The sequence below is a fragment of the Halopseudomonas sp. genome, from assembly GCF_036960865.1.
Taxonomy (GTDB): Bacteria; Pseudomonadota; Gammaproteobacteria; order Pseudomonadales; family Pseudomonadaceae; genus Halopseudomonas.
The window spans coordinates 1-18,844 of the sequence record NZ_JBALWE010000010.1; the positions used below are offsets into that span (position 1 = coordinate 1).

Here is an 18,844-nt window from a genome sequence, read left to right on the forward strand (position 1 = left end):
CCTAAACTAGGCTCAGCTTTACAAAAAACTCTTGAATTCACAGAGTAACTTGCTTGGCTGATAATCTTTCGGATCATCACATCCATTCAGCAAGCACCCACACGAATTACTTGATTCAAATTGTTAAAGAGCGATTCGGTCAGCGTCTCCGCCTAACCAAGGCCGCGTATTCTACGCTAACCTTCTGTTCCGTCAAGCATTTTTTTGAAGTTTTTAACCGCTTCAAAACCTGCTTGAGCACCCGCTCCGGCTTCGCCGTTGCGTGTCAGGGAGGCGCATTCTACAGGAGCTAAACCCCTTGTCAACACCTTCCGTCAAACTCGATGAGAGCTTCTCATCAACCTGATTCAGACCTTAACTTCAGCCCCGAATCAGAGCGGCGCATTCTACGCCATCTCGCCAGCCTGTCAACCCTTATTTTCAAGCTAACTTATTGATTAATAAGCGCTTTACTTCGAGCCTCCTGCTCAGCGAGAGGGCGAATTATAGAGACTTCAGCGGGGCCGTCAAGCCCCCGGCGACGATTTAATTACAACTTTTCCTCACCCTGCTCTACGGCTGCCTTTTTACGCTGCTTCCAGCGCCATAAGGACATCACCGGCCCCGATGCTGTATAGCCGACAAAGATTGCCCAAAGGATACGCGACGGATCAGAAGAGATCACCGCAAACACCAAGACAACCACAAGGATTACAAAGAAAGGCACACGCCCCTTGAAGTCCAAGTCTTTGAAGCTGTAATAACGGAAGTTGCTGACCATCAACAGACCGCCCAGCGCGGTCATGATGCCGACCAGCACCGAGATGTCGCCACCATCAATACCGAAATCGGACAACGACCAGACCATGCCGGCAACCAGACCCGCGCCGGAAGGACTGGGCAGCCCGGTGAAGTATCTGCCGTCGTCATCACCAATATGTGTATTGAAGCGCGCCAGGCGCAAGGCAGCGCCTGCGACATAGATAAAGGCAAACAACCAGCCGACCTTGCCCATATCGGTCAAAGCCCAACTGAATACCACCACTGCCGGCGCAACACCGAAGGCAACCATGTCCGACAGGCTGTCGTACTCCGCACCAAAGGCGCTTTGGGTATTAGTCAAACGCGCCACACGCCCATCTAGACCATCCAGCACCATTGCGACAAACACCGCCACAGCCGCGTGGGCGAAATTGCCATCCATCGCACTGACAATGGCGTAAAAGCCGGAAAAGAGAGCGGCCGTAGTGAACAGGTTGGGCAGCAGGTAAATCCCTTTATGGCGTACCTTCTTGCCGTCCGGGCCATGGCTTTCTTCCACGTGCTCATCAATTGGCAACAACGTGTGCGGGGCATCCTGTTCGGACTCAGGTTTTTGGGTTTGATGCTCTGTCATGACGCTACCTTATCGAGAATACCGAGCTGAACAGTGTGGCAACATGCCGATGAAATAACCAGTGCCTGCTGTTGCGGGCATAAAAAAACGCGGCACTAGGCCGCGTTTTTTTGTTACCACAACGAGTCAAATACTCAGCACTTTCTCGCCACGGGCGATCCCGGACACCCCGGTGCGCACCACTTCCAGCACAGACGTGGGGCCGACAGCCTCAATAAAGCTCTCCAGCTTGTCGGTCGTACCCGCCAGCTGCACGGTGTAGACGCTCGCGGAAACATCCACAATCTGTCCACGGAAAATATCCGTGGTGCGCTTTACTTCAGCACGCTGCGCGCCAGTAGCCTTGATCTTCACCAGCATCAGCTCGCGCTCGATGTGAGGCCCTTCTGACAGGTTGACCAGCTTTACCACCTCAATCAACTTGTTGAGGTTTTTGGTGATCTGCTCAACAACTTCGTCATGACCGATTGTCGTCAGCGTCAAACGCGACAGGGTCGGATCTTCCGTCGGCGCCACAGTCAGGGTTTCGATGTTGTAGTTACGCTGGGAAAACAGCCCTACAACTCGAGACAGCGCGCCTGGTTCGTTTTCCAGTAATACGGAAATGATATGTCTCATGATCAGGTGCGCTCCGTTTTGCTCAGCCACATGTCTCGCATCGCACCACCACGAACCTGCATGGGGTAAACGTGCTCGCTGGTGTCCACGGCAATATCGAGGAATACCAGACGATCCTTCATGGCAAATGCTTCTTCCATCTTCGGCTTAAGGTCTTTCAGGTCGGTGATACGCATACCGACGTGACCATAGGCCTCGGCAAGACGAACAAAGTCAGGCAGCGATTCCATATATGAATGCGAGTAGCGGCTGTTGTACTGCATGTCCTGCCACTGACGCACCATACCCAACGCACCGTTGTTCAGGTTGATGATCTTCACCGGCAGGTCGTACTGCAGGCAGGTGGACATCTCCTGGATATTCATCTGGATACTGCCCTCACCGGTCACACAGGCGACATCAGCCTCCGGGAAGTTCATCTTCACGCCCATGGCTGCAGGGAAACCGAAGCCCATGGTGCCCAGCCCGCCGGAGTTGATCCAGCGATTGGGCTTGTCGAACGGATAGTACTGGGCGGCAAACATCTGATGCTGACCAACGTCAGAAGTAACAAAGGCATCGCCCTTGGTGACTTCCCACAAGGTCTCGATAACGTGCTGCGGCTTGATGATAGAGCCGTCGCCAGCATCATAAGGAAACAGCTTGCCATCACCACGCCACTCGTCGACCTGCTTCCACCAAGCAGCCTGGCCTTCCTGATCTGGCTGCTGATTGATTTCCTTGAAAATCGCCAGCATCTCGCTCAGCACACTCTCTACCGGACCGACAATTGGAATATCCGCCTTGACCGTCTTGGAGATGGACGCCGGATCGATGTCGACGTGAATAACCTTGGCGTTCGGACAGAACTTGGCCGCGTTGTCGCCATTGATCACGCGATCGTCAAAACGTGCGCCGATCGCCAGGATCACATCCGCGTGATGCATTGCCAGATTGGCGGTGTAGCTGCCGTGCATACCCAGCATGCCAAGGAACTGACGATCAGTGCCGGGATAGGCGCCCAACCCCATCAGCGTACTGGTGATTGGCACGTTGAGCGCCTTGACCAGTTCGGTCAGCTGACTGGACGCACCACCCAGAATAACCCCACCACCGGAGTAAACGATGGGGCGCTTGGCGGCGAGCATCATCTCGACTGCCTTGCGGATCTGTCCAGAATGACCACGGGTAGCCGGATTGTAGGAGCGCAGCTTGACCTTCTTGGGATAGCTGTACTCAAATTTGTCCGCCGGATTGGTCATATCCTTGGGGATATCGACCACAACCGGACCCGGGCGTCCCGTTTGGGCCAGATAGAAGGCCTTCTTGATAATCTCGGGAATATCGCGCGGATCCTTGACCATGAAACTGTGCTTCACGATTGGGCGGGATACGCCGACCATGTCGGTTTCCTGGAAGGCGTCGGTGCCCACAACATTACTGGCGACCTGCCCCGAAATAACCACCATGGGAATCGAGTCCATGTACGCGGTCGCAATACCAGTAATGGTATTGGTGGCGCCGGGACCCGAGGTCACCAGAACTACACCCGCCTTGCCGGTAGCGCGCGCATAACCGTCAGCCATGTGAGCGGCGGCCTGCTCATGGCGCACCAGAATATGCTCGACATCGTCTTGACGAAAAATCGCATCGTAAATATGGAGAAGGGCACCACCGGGGTACCCGTAAATGTATTTAACACCCTCGTCACGCAATGAGCGGACGACCATCTCAGCGCCGGATAAAAGCTCCACTTTTGAATCACCTCTAGCATGCCGTCCACCAAAGGTGGGCAGCCGGATACCTGTTTACTGCTCGGCAGCGCAGTGACAACGGTAGTTGCCATGCATCAGCTTGACTACGTGCTTGGAGACTGACTCCTGCTGTTTGGAGCTGCCTCCCCCAGCGCGAGGTAGCGCGTGCGGGTGCCAGGCCAGGAGCTGGCGGGTTTCGCCTCCTGGATTGAGCAACAAAGCCCGCCGTATCAGTTGCGGGTGAGCACCGATATCAGCTGGCTTATGAGAACCACGAATTGTTTATTCTCAAGCCCCACAAGTCAAGCCAAGTTGCACAATTACAACAGTCGGGATGTACCCGAAACACTGGCTTTGGCTATAGTTAGCCAACGACTCGCCGAAACCCGATGAGAACAAGGAAGAAAACCGTATGCGCAACACGCTTATCGCCATCGCCCTGAGCATGCTCTGCTCGCAAGCCATGGCCGCGAAACTCTACAAGTGGGTAGACGAGAACGGCGTAACGCAGTTCAGCCAGCAACCCCCCGCCAGTGATCAGTACGAACGCATGGATGTCACCGCTCCGCCTAAGCTGGGCAGCAATATGGCACCCGCTGCGACAGAAGCGCAGGGCGAAGCCGATCTGCAAAATGGTGAAACCGAGACGGCAACCAAGAAAGCAGAACGCGAACAACAGGCCCAGCGTGAGGCCCAATGCGCCAAGCTGCGCGCAGACCTGACCACGCTGGAGAACAATCCACGCCTGGGGCGCACCAATGAGGCCGGCGAAATGGAACGCATCGGGGAAGAGGAACGTCAGGCCATGATAGCGAAAGCCCGCGAAGACCTGGCTACGCACTGCGACTAAGCCCGACAGCGTGACTCAGCGGTGGACCAGCAGGGATGCCAGACGGTCCACCTCGGCAACAGTTCCCAGTAGCGGCTGCCCACGACGCCCGAGCGGCGCCAATGCCTCCTGCGCCATCGGCATAATATTGCATGCTGCTGGCAGTCGGCCCTGCTGATTGATCAGCAAGGCCAGACGCGGGATGAATACCCATTGCAACCATTGCTCAAAAGTGAGCGTGTCGACGCAGAAAGGCGCCGGACTATTCAGCCGCTCTGCTGCAGGACGCGTATCCGACCAAAGCCCCAACGCCCGGAGCCCCAGCTCTAGCCGCAACAGAGCATCCGCCAGAGCGTGCCATTGCTGCGAACTCAAGAGGAGACTTTGGCTCGCTGTCTGGCTTGCTGGGCACCCGCCGCATCACCCTGCTGCTCGCGAGCCTGCGCTACTAGTTCCCACAGGCCAGCCTGCAGCTCCGGGCGGCCAGAGGCATAGCTCAAACCACGCTGCGCGAGCTGCTCAGCCTGCGCCGCATCGCCTTGCCCCAAGCGCACCTGCGCCAAGCGGTACAGCACCTGAGGTTCGCGTGGCGCAATCCGCATGGCGCGTTCCAGACTTGCATTAGCCCCGTTCAGGTCACCATTGCTTTCCTGCTGCCGCGCGGTCGTCAACAAAGCCAGCACAGGGCCATCAAGCTGTTCATCCTGTTGCAGCACGCCGCCAGCATTGTTGGAGCCGAATCCCCCGCTGCTCGGGGTAGAACTAACTCCAGGACCGGTCTGCAATGAAGGCTGCGAATCCAGCGGATACGATTCCACCTGACTGGAGCCACCCTCGGCATTGGGCACCATGACCACGACGCCGCTGTCGCGCGGCTGACCGGTCACAGGTGCAGCGGGAGTTACGCGCCCTGCGCCGGTCTGCATGTCCTCATTGGACACGGGCCGCCCGCTGTCGACTACCGGAATAGCGCCGCCCGAGCCCGCGCAACCCGCCAACATTATCAATATGGCCGCCAGCGGCACACCCTGTCTGATACCCATCTGCTTCATCCTCTCTTTACAACCGCTCGTGTTCCAAGCCTGATCGCGGCAGTGTACGCAGTGCTGATCAGCGCAGCCAGCCACGAATGGTATCCAGCACCTTGTTGGCGCCATCCTGCAAGGCTTCGGTATCAATCACCGGGCGGCAACCAGGTCCCGGCAGCGGCTCAAAGCCCTGGCGGAACGGCACTTCAATACTACCCACGCAGGACGGATCACTTCCCAGACCAGTATTTGGGTCAGCCCAGGCTTTGACAATCCCCGCTGGGGGCACCGCCGACAAGCTCTGCGGGTGCGCTTCACCCATGAAGGCGCTCCACACCTGCAGCGCGCCCGTTGCCCCGGTCAGCCGAGTGCGCCCGTTGTCATCACGTCCCACCCAGGCGACGGCAACCAGATCGTCCGAGAAGCCAGCAAACCAGCTATCCCGCAAATCATTGGTAGTGCCTGTCTTGCCGGCCAGACGCACGCTGGAAGGAACGCGGTTATACGCCGAACGGCCAGTGCCCTCCGTCATCACATGCGACATCGCCTCCTGGGTGAGATAGATGCTGGCGGAATCAAAGCGTTGTCTGACCTCAAAAGGGTAACGCTTGAGCGGCTCGCCCTGCGCGGTAAGCACGTTGCGAATCGACCGCAACGGTGTGTTGAAGCCGCCGTTAGCCAGGGTCTGGTACATGTCACTGACCTGCATAGGGGTCATAGCACCTGAACCCAGCAACATTGATGGATAAGCCGGCCAGTCATGTTCCACGCCTAGCCGGCGCACGGTATTGAGCACCTTGTCGACGCCAACATCCATGCCCAGACGCACCGCAGCCTGGTTATAGGACTTTGCCAACGCCAGATACAGCGGCACCAGGCCGTGACTCTCACGCCCGTAGTTCTGCGGGGACCAGGTTTTGCCCGGCTCGGCTTCCAACTCGATAGGCGCATCATCAATCGGCGTAACCAGGGAATAACGATCGGCCTGCTCCAGTGCCGTTAGATAAATCGCTGGCTTGATCAGCGAGCCGATCGGACGCGAGGCGTCCAGCGCCCGGTTGAAGCCAGAGAAGCGGGGGTTACTACCGCCTACCACCGCCAACACCTCGCCAGTCTGCGCACCCGAAACCACCATGGCCGACTCCAGCGGCACATCCTCCGCGGCAGGCCCAAGGCGCTTGAGAGTGGTTTTTACCGCCTCCTCGGCCTTGTGCTGCAACAACGGATCCAAGCTGGTGAAGATCCGCAGGCCTTCGCTGGTCAAATCCTCGTCGCGGTAGTCGGCACGCAGTTGGCGTTTGACCAGATCCATGAAAGCCGGATAGCTGGTGTCGGCCATGCTGCCACCCACCGACACATCCAGTGGCTTGTTCTTTGCCTGCACCGCCTGCTCGGCACTGACCATGCCCTGCTCGGCCATCAGATCGAGCACCAGGTTGCGGCGCTCGGTGGCCCGCTCCGGATTGCGACGCGGGTTGTAATAGGATGCCCCCTTGACCATGCCCACCAGCAATGCCACCTGATGCAACTGCAACTCCTGCAGTGGCTGAGCGAAGTAATACTGACTGGCCAGACCAAAACCGTGGATCGCACGGTTGCCATCCTGGCCGAGGAACACCTCATTGAGGTAGGCCTCGAGAATTTCCTCTTTGGAATAGTGCAGCTCAAGCAGCACCGCCATCATCGCTTCCAGCCCCTTGCGGATGATGTTGCGATCACTGTTGAGGTAGAAGTTCTTGACCAACTGCTGGGTCAGTGTGCTGCCACCCTGCCGTAAACTGCCGGAGGTCAGGTTTACGTACATGGCGCGCGCAATGCCCTTGGGAGACACACCAAAATGCTGGAAGAACTCGCGATCTTCCACTGCCACCAGCGAATCCACCAGGTAGGGGGGCGCCTGATCCAGGCGCACCAGAATGCGGTCCTCGTTGTGCGCAGGGTAGATACCGCCAATCATCATCGGCTCCAGCCGTGCCATCACCAGATTGGCGCCACCGCCGATACTGGCGACTTGTTGACCGTTGAAACGCACACTCACACGCTGCGCCGGCTCGGCTCCCTCGAAAAACTGGAAGCCACGCGTATAAACGTCAATCTGACTGCCACTGACCGCCATCTGACCCGGCCCACTGACCGAATTGACCGTGCGGTAACCAAGCGCCTTGAGTTCAGTCAAAAAATCATCTCGGCCAAGATGCTGACCTGCGTAGAGCTCCAAAGGCCGCGCAAACACCTTGGCCGGGACAGCCCAGCGTTTGCCGGAAAACTTCTCCTGCACGATGGCGTCCAGGTACATGGCCAGTGCCGCCAGCAGCACCAAACACACCAGTCCCAATTTCAGTGCCCAGCCTCCCAGGCGCTGCTTCATACTGCTCTTTTTCTTTGCCCGCGCCTTGCGTTTTTTAGCCATATCGCCCTGCTATACCTCACACCCGTTGAGACCGACAGCACACTATCGGCCTGTTGCCATGGTTGGCCTCAGACCAGCCAACCCGCATAATGTTCTCATTGCCAGCCCCAGCAAGGAAACTCTGTGAGCCAGACTCTGTTACAAGCCCTGCAAAATCCCGCGCTTTACGACCATCCGGTGAGCGAATTCACCCTGATGGAAACGCATATTTCCTGGGTACTGCTGACCGGCGACTACGTTTATAAAATCAAGAAACCGGTCAATTTCGGGTTTCTTGACTACTCCAGCCTGGAGCAACGCGCACACTTCTGCGCGGAAGAGGTGCGTCTCAATCGCCGCCTAGCGCCCAATTTGTATCTGGACGTGATTCCCGTGCGCGGCAGCGCCGAAGCGCCCACGCTCACCGGCGACAGCCCGATCATCGAGTATCTGGTGAAGACCCGCCAGTTCCGTCAGCCGGATCTGCTGGGTAACATGCAGCGCGAGGGCCGCCTGAAAAATCATCATATAGACGAACTGGCCGGCACTCTGGCGCGCTTTCACGGGCAAATCAAGCATGCCGGCATCGACCAGCCGTACGGGAATCCCGATCAGGTCCACGCGCCGGTTGCACAGAATTTCGACCAGATTCGTCCTTTCCTCGACGACGCCAATGATCTGGCTCAGCTCGAGCAACTGGAGCAGTGGGCGAACACCACCTATCAACGCTTGACCCCCCAACTGGCCGAACGCAAAGCCGCCGGGCTGGTGCGCGAATGCCATGGGGACACCTACCTCGACAACGTCACTTTGGTCGATGGACAAGTGACCCTGTTTGACTGCATTGAGTTCAATGAAGCCTTTCGCTGGACCGATGTCATGAGCGATGTCGCCTTCATGGCCATGGATCTCGAAGATCGTGGCCTGACCGGAATGGCGCTACGCTTCGTGAGCGGCTACCTGGAGCAAACCGGAGATTATGAAGGCCTCGCGGTACTCAATTACTACAAGGCCTACCGGGCCATAGTGCGTGCCAAGGTGGCCCTGTTCGGTCTGAGCGACGACAGCAGCGCCGAAGCGCGCGAGCAGGTTATGACGCGCTATCGCGGCTACGCAAACCTCGCCGAACGCTACACCGAAGTCCCTGCGCGCTTCGGTATTTTGATGTTTGGCCTGTCCGGCAGCGGTAAAAGTACGCTGGCGCAAAACCTGGTCAGCGAAGTCGGGGCTATTCGGGTTCGTTCCGACATGGAGCGTAAACGCCTGTTTGGCAGTGCCGACAATCAGGCACTGGACTCTGGCCTGTACGCGCCCGAGCGCAGCACCAAAACCTATGACCGGCTGGCCGCGCTGGCGCAGCTCATTCTGGCCAACGGCTTCGCCGTGATCATCGACGCCACCCACCTCAAGCACGCCCAGCGCCAGCAGATGCGCGAGGCCGTTGAAGAGCAATGCGCGCCCTGTCTGATCCTGCATTGCGAGGTGCCAATGCAGACCATAGAGCAATGGATCGCTCAACGTCGCCGAGAGGGTGCCGATCCCTCCGATGCAGATATGCAAGTAGTACTGCAGCAGCAGCAACACCTGGAGCCGTTGACGGAGCAAGAGCAGCAGATCAGCGTACAGGTAGACACCTCCAGCGCCAGCAGCATGCAGGCACTGTCGGAGCAGCTGAAGAAGCGCCTCTAACGCGAGCCAGAGCCGTTCTGTACGGATCAAGCAGAGGTATCTACACTGGTATCGGGATACCAATAAAAAGAAGCCCGATACCATGCTGCACACCTCTCAGCGTCCGGCTGCCACCCCGGACACCCCAGCGACTGGCCTAGCCAGCCTCTGCTCCTCTCACCCCGTTTCCATGACGCGGGGTGTACATGAGCCAAGATGAACTTCTCGGGATGCGCAACCTGGGCAAGACCTCGGTCCAGTGGCTGCACGCCACCGGCATTCACAATCGCGAACAACTACGTCAACTCGGCCCCGTCGGCGCCTATAGCGCCGTTCGCGCGCGTGGCTTCAACGCCTCGAAGGCGCTGATGTTCTCAATTGCCGGCGCCTTGCAGGACGTGCACTGGAATGACCTCGACCCACAATACAAGGAACAACTGCTGCAGCAATTGCAGGCGCAAGCACCGCCTTAGCGCCAGCCTTCGTTTCCGCGACACAGCTCACAGGCCTGAGGCAAATTAGTTGTCAGGCGCTGGCGGTGGCTTTTATGTTGACGAGCAGAGGGGCCCCTGCAGTAATGTATATCTGGCGCTGCGGCCCAGCCGGTATCTACCCAGCGGTATGACGCCACATCGCGGTAGAGCAGGATCTAATTAAAAGGAATTCCGTTATGTACCTCATAGGTGATCAGCCCCCCTACGCTGAAAAACTCATCAACACCCTGCAGCGCATCCCCGAACAGCTACTGAACGGGCTTGAACCTTGCGACGCGCCCATCGAGCTCGATGCGGTCGATGACCTTTACCAACACATCGGCCAACATCGCCTCTACCTACTCAAAAGCGGCCTGCTGCACGCACTGATCGACGGCAAGCCCCTGTTCTATATTCAGGAAGGCGACCTCATAGGTCTGCGCCAAGGTTTGAATACCGCCCCTTGCAACTACATGAGCGAAGAACCGCTCACGCTGATCCCCTATGATCGCGAAGCGCTATTCAAGCATATTCATGGCAACAGCCAGCGGCAGGAACAGTTCACCCAATACATTCTCGGCCAGGCTGCACTGATGTCCGACGCGCTAGCGCACAGCAAGCAACCTGAGGTGCGACCGGTAACCGGCTTTCAACACTTCGCTCCAGGGGCCGAGCTGATCCGCCAGGGTGACGAGGCCGACCATGTGTTCATCATTACCGAAGGCCACGCAGAAGCTTTCGTTGAGGGCATCAAGGTCGGTGATGTGCAGAAAGACGAAATTTTTGGTGCTATGGCACTGTTTACCCGAGAGAAGCGCTCCGCCACCGTCATCGCCAGCGCGCCGACGACGGTCATGATGATTCCAAAGGAACAGTTCCTCGCATTGATGCAGAGCAATCCACGCATTGCGCACAGCCTGATCGAAAGCATGGCGAGGCGGATCGACCTGATGAACAAGGAATTGACGCACTACAAACAGCTTAATGGAAAATAATTCTCATTTACGCTTGACGCGCTAATGATATGCGTTATCATTAGCAACAAGTCATCGCGAGATGGCTTTGATAACAGATTGTCGCGAGACAAACGGTTATCTCCTCATCAGGCTAATCACGGATTTCGCCCGCTCATTGAGCGGGCATTTTTTTGCTCAGAATTTGACGCTGACCTGGCTAGGGCTAAGGTCGCGACATAAAAAAACGCCGAGGCAATCACTGCCTCGGCGTTGTCGGTGCTACTTGACGTCGATCAGGCCTCTGGTTCCCGATGCTCTGGCAGCTCGTCGGCGTACCAGCCCCCACCGAGCGCCTTGAACAGGTTAACCTCGCTAATCAGTTGGCTGAGACGATCTGCCACCACGCCTTGACGCACCTCGAACAGCTGGCGCTGCGCATCAAGTAACGTCAGGTAACTATCGATACCCGTGCGATAGCGTCGTTCGGCAAGCCGGTAGTAGTCCTCGCTAGTCTCCAACAGGGCCCGCTGAGCAGCGACCTGCTCGACGTAGGTGTCCCGCGCGACCAGCCCATCCGCCACCTCCTGAAAGGCTTTCTGGATAGCCCCTTCGTACTGCGCCACCTGCTGATTCTTGATGACCTCGGCGTAATCCAGACTGGCCTTCAGCGCCCCGGCACGGAAGATAGGCACGCTGATGCTGGGAGTGAAGCTCCAGTACTCCGAGCCGCTATCAAACAGGCCATCCAGATCGCTGCTGGCACTGCCGCCGGCACCGGTGAGGCTGATACTCGGAAAGAAAGCCGCCTTGGCCGCGCCGATACTGGCATTGACCGCGCGCAACTCATACTCGGCCTGCAGAATATCGGGGCGCTGATACAGCACTTCGGAGGGCAGTCCCACCGGCACTTCGGCTACCAGCGTCTGATTCAGAGATGCATTTTGTGCCGGCAACCTCGGCGCGGCCTGACCTAGAAGCGCGGTCAGCGCGTTGCGATCCTGAGCGACATAGCGCCGATACTGCGCCAAGCTGACGCGCGCGCTTTGCACGGCACTGCGGGCCTGCGACAACTCCAGCGAAGACGCCACGCCCACCTCGTAACTGCGGTTGGTAATCGCCAGGCTCTCTTCGTAGGCTTGCAGTGTTTCCTCGGTCACCTCCAGCAACGCCTGATCCGCCTGCCAGGTGAAGTAGGTATTGGCGACGTTGGCCACCAGGCTGATCTGCACGCCGCGCCGAGCTTCATCACTGGCAAGAAACTCTTGCAGCGCTTGCTCGCGCAGACTGCCAATCCGACCAAACAGGTCCAGCTCCCAAGACACACCTACCGTTGCGGAATACTGACTGGTAATCATGCTGTCATTGCCGTCAGCCAGATCCGCCGGCAGACGCATACGACTACCGTCACCGTTGATATTCACTTGCGGATAGATCTCTGCTCGCTGAATGCCATACAGCGCGCGATTGGCCTCAACGTTCAGCGCGGCAACCCTCAGGTCGCGATTGTTTTCCAAGGCGATTTCGATCAGTTGCTGCAGCTCTGGATCCTTGAAAAAGGACTTCCAGCCGACCAGCGCGGTGCTGTTTGCACTGGCCTGGTCACCGGTTTCCCAGGCGGCCGCAACCGGCGCTTCAGGTCGCTCGTACTGAGGAATCAGCGAGCAACCACCCAGGGCCGCCATGACGGCCAGGCTCAATAAACAGCGCTTCACTGTTGCTCCTCCTTCTTCTCGGTGCTCGGCTCGGTACCCGGCGCCTGCTTACCCTTGAACAGGGTTGTGACCATCACATAGAACAGCGGCACCCAGAAGATCGCCAGCACAGTTGCAGTCATCATGCCGCCGATCACACCGGTACCAATGGCGTGCGAACTGCCAGCACCCGCTCCCGTGGCCAGCGCCAACGGCACCACGCCCAGAGTAAAGGCCAGCGAGGTCATGACGATCGGGCGTAAGCGCAGGCGACAAGCCTCCACCGCGGCATCAAAAATGCTCATGCCCTGCTCATGCAACTCCTTGGCGAACTCGACAATCAAAATCGCGTTCTTTGCCGTCAGACCGATAGTGGTCAACAGCCCCACCTGGAAGAACACATCGTTCGACAACCCCCGGCCCAGCGTAGCCAGCAGCGCACCGATCACACCCAGGGGCACGACAAGCATCACCGCCAGCGGAATTGACCAGCTCTCGTACAGCGCTGCAAGACAGAGGAAAACCACAATCAGCGACAGTGCATAGAGCGCCGGTGCCTGGTCGCCGGACAACCGCTCTTCGTAGGACAGCCCAGTCCAGGCCACACCCACACCCTTGGGCAGCTTCTGGGCCATACTCTCGATTTCAGCCATCGCGTCACCGGTACTGTAGCCGGGTGCGGGTTCGCCCAGCACCTCCATAGCCGACACGCCGTTATAACGCGCCAGTTTGGGTGAGCCGTACACCCATTCGCCTGAGGCAAAGGCACTGAACGGCACCATCTCGCCCACATCGTTGCGTACGAACCACTTTTTCAAGTCTTCCGGATTCATCCGTGATTCTGCTTCACCCTGCAGATAAACCTTCTTCACCCGGCCGCGATCAACAAAGTCATTGACGTAACTGGAGCCCCACGCGATCGACAGCGTCTGGTTCACATCACTTAGTGACAAGCCAAGCGCGCGCGCCTTTTCATCATCGATCAACAACTGGTACTGCGGCTGATCATCCAGACCGTTGGGGCGCACACTGGTCAAGACCGGGCTTTGCTGTGCCATCCCCAGCAACTGGTTGCGCGCTTTCAGCAATACGTCATGGCCAACGCCGGAGTTGTCCTGCAGGTAAAGGTCAAAACCGGTCGCGGTGCCCAGCTCCATAACCGCCGGTGGCGCGAAAGCAAACACCATGGCATCGCGGAAACCGGCAAAGTGCTGCTGCGCGCGCTGCGCCAGCGAAAACACGTCCTGCCCATCACCACCGCGCTCTTCCCACGGATGCAGCCCGATAAACGCCAGGCCCGCGTTCTGCCCGCGGCCGGCAAAGTTGAAACCGGTCACGGTAAACACCGAATTGACCGTATCCGACTCTTCCTTCAACAGGTACTCACGCATGGCGTCCACCGTCTGTTGAGTGCGCTCTGCGGTGGAACCGACCGGCGTTTGTACCTGAGCAAACAGCACGCCCTGGTCCTCATCCGGCAGAAACGCACTCGGTAGACGGGTGAACAGAAAGATCATCAGCCCAACGATCACCAAGTACAGCAGCAGGTAAGGCGCCTTGCGGGTCAGTATCCCTGCCACGCCTTTTTCATAGCGATGGATACCCCGGTCAAAGGTCCGGTTGAACCAGCCAAAGAAGCCGCGCTTCTCATGGCTATGCCCCTGCGGTAGCGGCTTGAGGATGGTCGCACAAAGCGCCGGCGTAAAGACGAGGGCAACCAGTACCGACAACCCCATCGCCGAGGCAATGGTGATCGAGAACTGACGATAAATGACGCCGGTAGAGCCGCCAAAGAAGGCCATCGGCAGGAACACCGCCGACAGCACCAACCCGATACCCACCAGGGCGCCCTGAATCTGGCCCATGGATTTGCGCGTGGCCTCCAGCGGCGACAACCCTTCTTCGGCCATCACCCGCTCCACGTTCTCAACCACCACAATGGCGTCATCCACCAATAGACCAATGGCGAGCACCATGGCGAACATGGTGAGGATGTTGATGCTGAAGCCAAACACTGACAGCATGCCGAAGGTACCCAGCAGTACCACCGGTACCGCGAGCGTCGGAATCAAGGTGGCCCGGAAATTCTGCAGGAAGAGGTACATGACCAGGAAGACCAGCACGATAGCCTCAAACAGCGTGTGTACTACCCCCAGAATCGACTCCGCCACCACCGGAGTGGTGTCGTAGGGGTACACCACTTCCATGCCTTCGGGGAAGAAGGGCTCCAGATTGGCGATAGTGGCGCGAATGGCCTTACCCGTTTCCAGCGCGTTGGCACCGGTCGCAAGCTTGATTGCCATACCCGAAGCTGCCTTGCCGTTATAGAGCGCCGAAATGCTGGCATCCTGTGCGCCCAACTCCACCTTGGCGACATCTTCCAGGCGTACCTGCGATCCATCGCTCTGCACCTTCAACAGAATCTTGCGGAATTCCTCAGGCTTCTGCAGACGGGTTTTACCCAGTACGGTCGCGTTCAGCTGCTGCCCGGGTACCGCGGGCAAACCGCCAAACTGACCAGCCGACACCTGCACGTTCTGCGCCTGAATCGCCGCACTGACATCCATCGGCGTCAGATTGAAGTTGGTCAGCTTGCCAGGGTCCAGCCAGATACGCATCGCGTATTGCGCACCGAAGACCTGAAAGTCACCGACGCCCGCAGTGCGCGAGATGGGGTCCTGAATGTTCGACACGATATAGTCGGAAAGATCGTCGCGGTTCATGCTGCCGTCCTGCGACACCACACCGATCACCAGCAGAAAGTTGCGCACTGCCTTGGTTACCCGAATCCCCTGTTGCTGCACCTCTTGCGGCAATAGCGGCGTGGCCAGTTGCAGTTTGTTCTGCACCTGCACCTGGGCAATATCCGGATCGGTGCCCTGCTCGAAGGTCACGGTAATCGACATGCTGCCGTCGGAATTACTTTCCGAGGAGATGTAGCGCAAGCCATCGATACCATTGAGCTGCTGCTCGATCACCTGCACCACGGTGTCCTGCACCGTTTGGGCCGAAGCACCAGGATAAGCGACGGAAATACCCACAGCCGGCGGCGCGATGCTGGGGTACTGGTTAATGGGTAGCTTGAGTAGCGACAGACCGCCGACCAGCATGATGACCAGTGCGACTACCCAGGCAAAAATAGGGCGATCGATAAAAAAACGAGACATGGACGATTACCCTTCCTGGTCGGCAGCGTTGGTCTGCTCTTCAGCGGCAGGAGCGTCAGCACCGGACTGCCCGGATACACTGTCGGAGACGTTAGAGGCCGGGCTCACTTTCACTTCAGCGCCCGGCTGCACGAACTGCAGCCCTTCGGTAATCAGGCGGTCGCCGTCATTCAACCCGGAGTTGATCAGCCAGCGGTTACCGACCGTACGCTCGGTTTCCACCTCACGCTGCTCAACCTTGTTTTCAGCATTAACCACCAACGCCGTTGCGGTGCCGCGCGGCGTACGGGTAATACCTTGCTGGGGCGCCAGGATGGCATCACTTTTGGCACCGGCAACCAACTGCGCATGCACGAACATACCCGGCAATAGAAGCTCATCGGGGTTAGGGAACACCGCGCGCAGGGTTACCGAACCAGTACCCGAATCCACCGACACCTCGGAAAACTCCAGCTTGCCTTCCAACGGATAGACGCTGCCGTCTTCCAGCTTCAGCGTGACCTTGGCAGCGTTGTCGCCACTACGCTCCAGCCGGCCCGCTTCCAGATCGCGGCGCAGGTTGAGCATGTCGCGCGCAGGCTGGGTAACGTCTACGTAAATAGGATCGAGCTGCTGAATGGTCGCCAGCTCCTGGCTTTGCCCGTTGCTGACCAGCGCCCCTTCACTCACCGCAGAGCGTCCAATACGACCGGAGATAGGCGCCAGCACCTTGGTGTAACGCACATTGATCCGCGCCTGATCCAACGCTGCCTGCGCCTGCAGACTGCTGGAGCGCGCCTCGTCAAACTCCTGCTGACTCACCGCCCGTTCCTTGACCAGAATGCCGTAGCGCTCAGCGAGGGATCGACTGGCCAGGCTGCTGGCCTCGGCACTTTTCAGCGTTGCCTGATAGACATCATCGTCAATCTGGTAGAGCTGTTGACCTGCCTTGACCTCGGCTCCCTCTTCGAACAAACGCTTTTCGATGATGCCGTTGACCTGCGGCCGCACCTCGGCGATGCGATAAGCCGTTGTGCGTCCAGGCAGCTCGTTGGTCAATAGAAAGTGCTCTGCCTGCAAGGTCACCACACCTACCTGGGGTGGTCCCTGCTCGGCACCAGCACCAGCACCGGCGCCCTGTTCCTCATCCTGGCAGGCACTGATCAACAAGGTGGCGGCTAACAACGGAATCAGTGCAGCATGAGCTGGCTTGATCAGCATGGGGAAACCTCGTAAAGGCAGAAATTTTGATCTTTTAACCGAAACACTCGCTCAGCACGACGCGAGAGACAGCAGTAATGGCGGATAATATACTTACATTCATGAATGTTTGTAAGTGCTTTTAGGCATCAGTTAACATTAGCTCACAAACCCGCTCCATGCGGCCGAAAATCCTTACCCAATCCCCCGGAAAATCATGGTCAGACGCACCAAAGAAGAAGCCTTTGAGACCCGTCAGCGCATCATTGACGCGGCACAGCAGTGCTTCCACGAAAAAGGCGTCTCGCGCGCCTCACTGACCGATATAGCCCAGGCTGCCGGGGTTACCCGGGGCGCCATTTATTGGCACTTTCAGGACAAGGCGGACCTGCTCGACGCGCTGTTTGAGCGCATTCACATGCCACTGGCGGCCCTCAGCGAAGCAACCCGCAACCCCGAAGAGCCGCACCCACTGGAACTCTTTCGCGAGCTGCTGACGGAGGTTTTTCGTCGTGTGGAGTCTGACCCAACCAATCGTCAGGTGCATGAAATTATATTTCTGAAGTGCGAATATACCGACGAACCCTGCGGCCCCAAAAAACACCTGCAAGCCATGCGCCAGGAGCATGACAACCAGTTACTGACCACCCTGCGCCTGGCGGTCGCGCGCGGCGAACTACCCGTTGACCTGGACATGGAACTGGCACTGTTGTGCGTACACAGTTTTATCGTTGGTGTAATCAATCAGTGGTTGATGGTACCTACGCGCATCAGCCTCAGCGCGCGTGCAGGCGACGTTGCAGCGGCAGTATTGGATATGCTCAAGCTCAGCCCGGCCATGCGGACCGGCGACGCAGCACCTTAATCCTCACCCCAGCCGGCGCAATAGTTCTGCTCCGGCAATGCCGGGGTCAGCCACACGTAATCAGCCTGGGCTCGCCCCGGAAGCTCGCCGGCCCCCGCCTCCCACAGCAACACCACCGTCGGCGTTACACCCCACTGCGGCTGCCAATGCAGCGGCATGCCCAGATCACGCCGCGCGTGATAGCCACCCGCCAATAAGAGCGCTGGCGTGGGAGCCTCGGCCAACACACGGGCCATCTGCTCATCCCGGCCCTGTTGAATTGCCAACATGGCCGGCAGGCGCTTGGCATCCAACTTGCCACAGTGACTGTCCAGCAGCGTCTGCTCCAGCGTCGCGCGCGCCGCCACTGAGTAACGCGGACTGAGCGGCGGCGGGCGCTTGTAACGGTGCAGCATCTGCTCCATGCCGAGATTGGCCGCCAAAAGCCGCTCGGGCACTTGTAGCCCCCAGCGTACCAAGGGACCGTAGAGCGACCAGTCCCAGCCCGGCTGCCAGTCAAGCTGCGCCTGCAAAGCCGCAGGCGCTGGCAAATCACGGTGTTGCAGCCCATCCACCGCTACCTGCTGGCCGGGTTGTAGCATTTCCATCAACAATGCGGCCTGCGGACGACGCGCCTGCAATTGCTGCAGCAACCAGAGCTGCAAGCGGTGATGATCCGCATTGTCGTGCTTCTCTCCTACCACCACCCGTGCACTGCCGGCCAGTTCAGCCACCAGTTGATCCGCACTTAACCAGCGCTGTGCGCGAGTATCCCAGGCCTGCCCCAGATGCGGAGCAGCCAGCTGCTCCGTGGTTTGCCAGGCGGGTAATTCAGCGGCGCGCAGCGTCATGGACAGCAACAGACCGGCAAGCAGCAGAGACAACGTTTTCATC

At 58.4% G+C, this 18,844-nt stretch carries 15 protein-coding genes; 5 read left to right on the forward strand and 10 right to left on the reverse strand.

Going from position 1 to position 18,844, the window contains the following annotated elements; translation table 11 throughout:
• Positions 1–529: 529 nt before the first annotated feature.
• From pssA to V7747_RS14490, 3 genes are all read right to left on the reverse strand, one after another.
• Positions 530–1,375 carry a CDP-diacylglycerol--serine O-phosphatidyltransferase gene (pssA, locus tag V7747_RS14480; RefSeq protein WP_335616731.1) on the reverse strand — a complete coding sequence of 282 codons (846 nt, stop codon included), beginning with the start codon at positions 1,373–1,375 and terminating at the stop codon, positions 530–532.
• A 126-nt stretch (positions 1,376–1,501) separates the two neighbouring features.
• Entirely contained in the window at positions 1,502–1,993 is a 492-nt protein-coding gene (ilvN, locus tag V7747_RS14485; RefSeq protein ID WP_092287764.1) for an acetolactate synthase small subunit, read from the reverse strand.
• 2 nt (positions 1,994–1,995) lie between these two features.
• The gene (locus V7747_RS14490; RefSeq protein ID WP_335616732.1) at positions 1,996–3,726 is read right to left on the reverse strand and encodes an acetolactate synthase 3 large subunit; all 1,731 of its coding nucleotides are present in this window, start codon (positions 3,724–3,726) and stop codon (positions 1,996–1,998) included.
• 412 nt (positions 3,727–4,138) lie between these two features.
• Between V7747_RS14490 and V7747_RS14495 the strand changes: the two genes are divergently transcribed.
• The gene (locus V7747_RS14495; protein ID WP_335616733.1) at positions 4,139–4,576 is read left to right on the forward strand and encodes a DUF4124 domain-containing protein; all 438 of its coding nucleotides are present in this window, start codon (positions 4,139–4,141) and stop codon (positions 4,574–4,576) included.
• 15 nt (positions 4,577–4,591) lie between these two features.
• Here V7747_RS14495 and V7747_RS14500 read toward each other — a convergent pair whose 3' ends face one another.
• The 3 genes from V7747_RS14500 to mrcB all read right to left on the reverse strand — a co-directional run bounded on the left by V7747_RS14500 (position 4,592) and on the right by mrcB (position 7,993).
• Positions 4,592–4,930, reverse strand: a complete 339-nt coding sequence (locus V7747_RS14500) for a YqcC family protein (protein WP_335616734.1) — start codon at positions 4,928–4,930, stop codon at positions 4,592–4,594.
• A complete protein-coding gene (locus V7747_RS14505; protein WP_442909279.1) occupies positions 4,927–5,556 on the reverse strand; it encodes a tetratricopeptide repeat protein in 630 nt (209 codons plus the stop codon). Before V7747_RS14505 ends, V7747_RS14500 begins: the two co-directional genes overlap by 4 nt.
• Before the next feature lie 109 nt (positions 5,557–5,665).
• Entirely contained in the window at positions 5,666–7,993 is a 2,328-nt protein-coding gene (gene mrcB, locus V7747_RS14510) for a penicillin-binding protein 1B (RefSeq protein ID WP_335616736.1), read from the reverse strand.
• Between the two features lie 123 nt (positions 7,994–8,116).
• Here mrcB and V7747_RS14515 point away from each other — a divergent pair, with 123 nt between their 5' ends.
• From V7747_RS14515 to V7747_RS14525, 3 genes are all read left to right on the forward strand, one after another.
• Positions 8,117–9,661: a bifunctional aminoglycoside phosphotransferase/ATP-binding protein gene (locus V7747_RS14515; protein WP_335616737.1), complete on the forward strand. Its 1,545-nt coding sequence runs from the start codon at positions 8,117–8,119 to the stop codon at positions 9,659–9,661.
• A gap of 185 nt (positions 9,662–9,846) precedes the next feature.
• Entirely contained in the window at positions 9,847–10,113 is a 267-nt protein-coding gene (locus V7747_RS14520) for a TfoX/Sxy family protein (RefSeq protein ID WP_335616738.1), read from the forward strand.
• 197 nt (positions 10,114–10,310) lie between these two features.
• Positions 10,311–11,108: a cyclic nucleotide-binding domain-containing protein gene (locus V7747_RS14525; RefSeq protein WP_335616739.1), complete on the forward strand. Its 798-nt coding sequence runs from the start codon at positions 10,311–10,313 to the stop codon at positions 11,106–11,108.
• A gap of 254 nt (positions 11,109–11,362) precedes the next feature.
• Here the strand turns inward: V7747_RS14525 and V7747_RS14530 are convergent, their stop codons facing one another.
• Genes V7747_RS14530 through V7747_RS14540 form a run of 3 tightly spaced genes read right to left on the reverse strand, consistent with a single transcriptional unit; the run spans position 11,363 to position 17,127 of the window.
• A complete protein-coding gene (locus V7747_RS14530) occupies positions 11,363–12,781 on the reverse strand; it encodes an efflux transporter outer membrane subunit (RefSeq protein WP_335616740.1) in 1,419 nt (472 codons plus the stop codon).
• A complete protein-coding gene (locus V7747_RS14535) occupies positions 12,778–15,927 on the reverse strand; it encodes an efflux RND transporter permease subunit (protein WP_335616741.1) in 3,150 nt (1,049 codons plus the stop codon). The genes V7747_RS14530 and V7747_RS14535 overlap by 4 nt, the downstream gene beginning before the upstream one ends.
• Positions 15,928–15,933: 6 nt before the next feature.
• Complete coding sequence (locus tag V7747_RS14540; protein ID WP_335616742.1) at positions 15,934–17,127, reverse strand: efflux RND transporter periplasmic adaptor subunit; 1,194 nt, start codon at positions 17,125–17,127, stop codon at positions 15,934–15,936.
• A gap of 196 nt (positions 17,128–17,323) precedes the next feature.
• Here V7747_RS14540 and V7747_RS14545 point away from each other — a divergent pair, with 196 nt between their 5' ends.
• Positions 17,324–17,971 carry a TetR family transcriptional regulator gene (locus V7747_RS14545; RefSeq protein ID WP_335616743.1) on the forward strand — a complete coding sequence of 216 codons (648 nt, stop codon included), beginning with the start codon at positions 17,324–17,326 and terminating at the stop codon, positions 17,969–17,971.
• Here the strand turns inward: V7747_RS14545 and V7747_RS14550 are convergent.
• Positions 17,968–18,843: a ChaN family lipoprotein gene (locus V7747_RS14550; protein ID WP_335616744.1), complete on the reverse strand. Its 876-nt coding sequence runs from the start codon at positions 18,841–18,843 to the stop codon at positions 17,968–17,970. The two genes, V7747_RS14545 and V7747_RS14550, sit on opposite strands and share 4 nt — an antisense overlap.
• Position 18,844 lies beyond the last annotated feature (1 nt).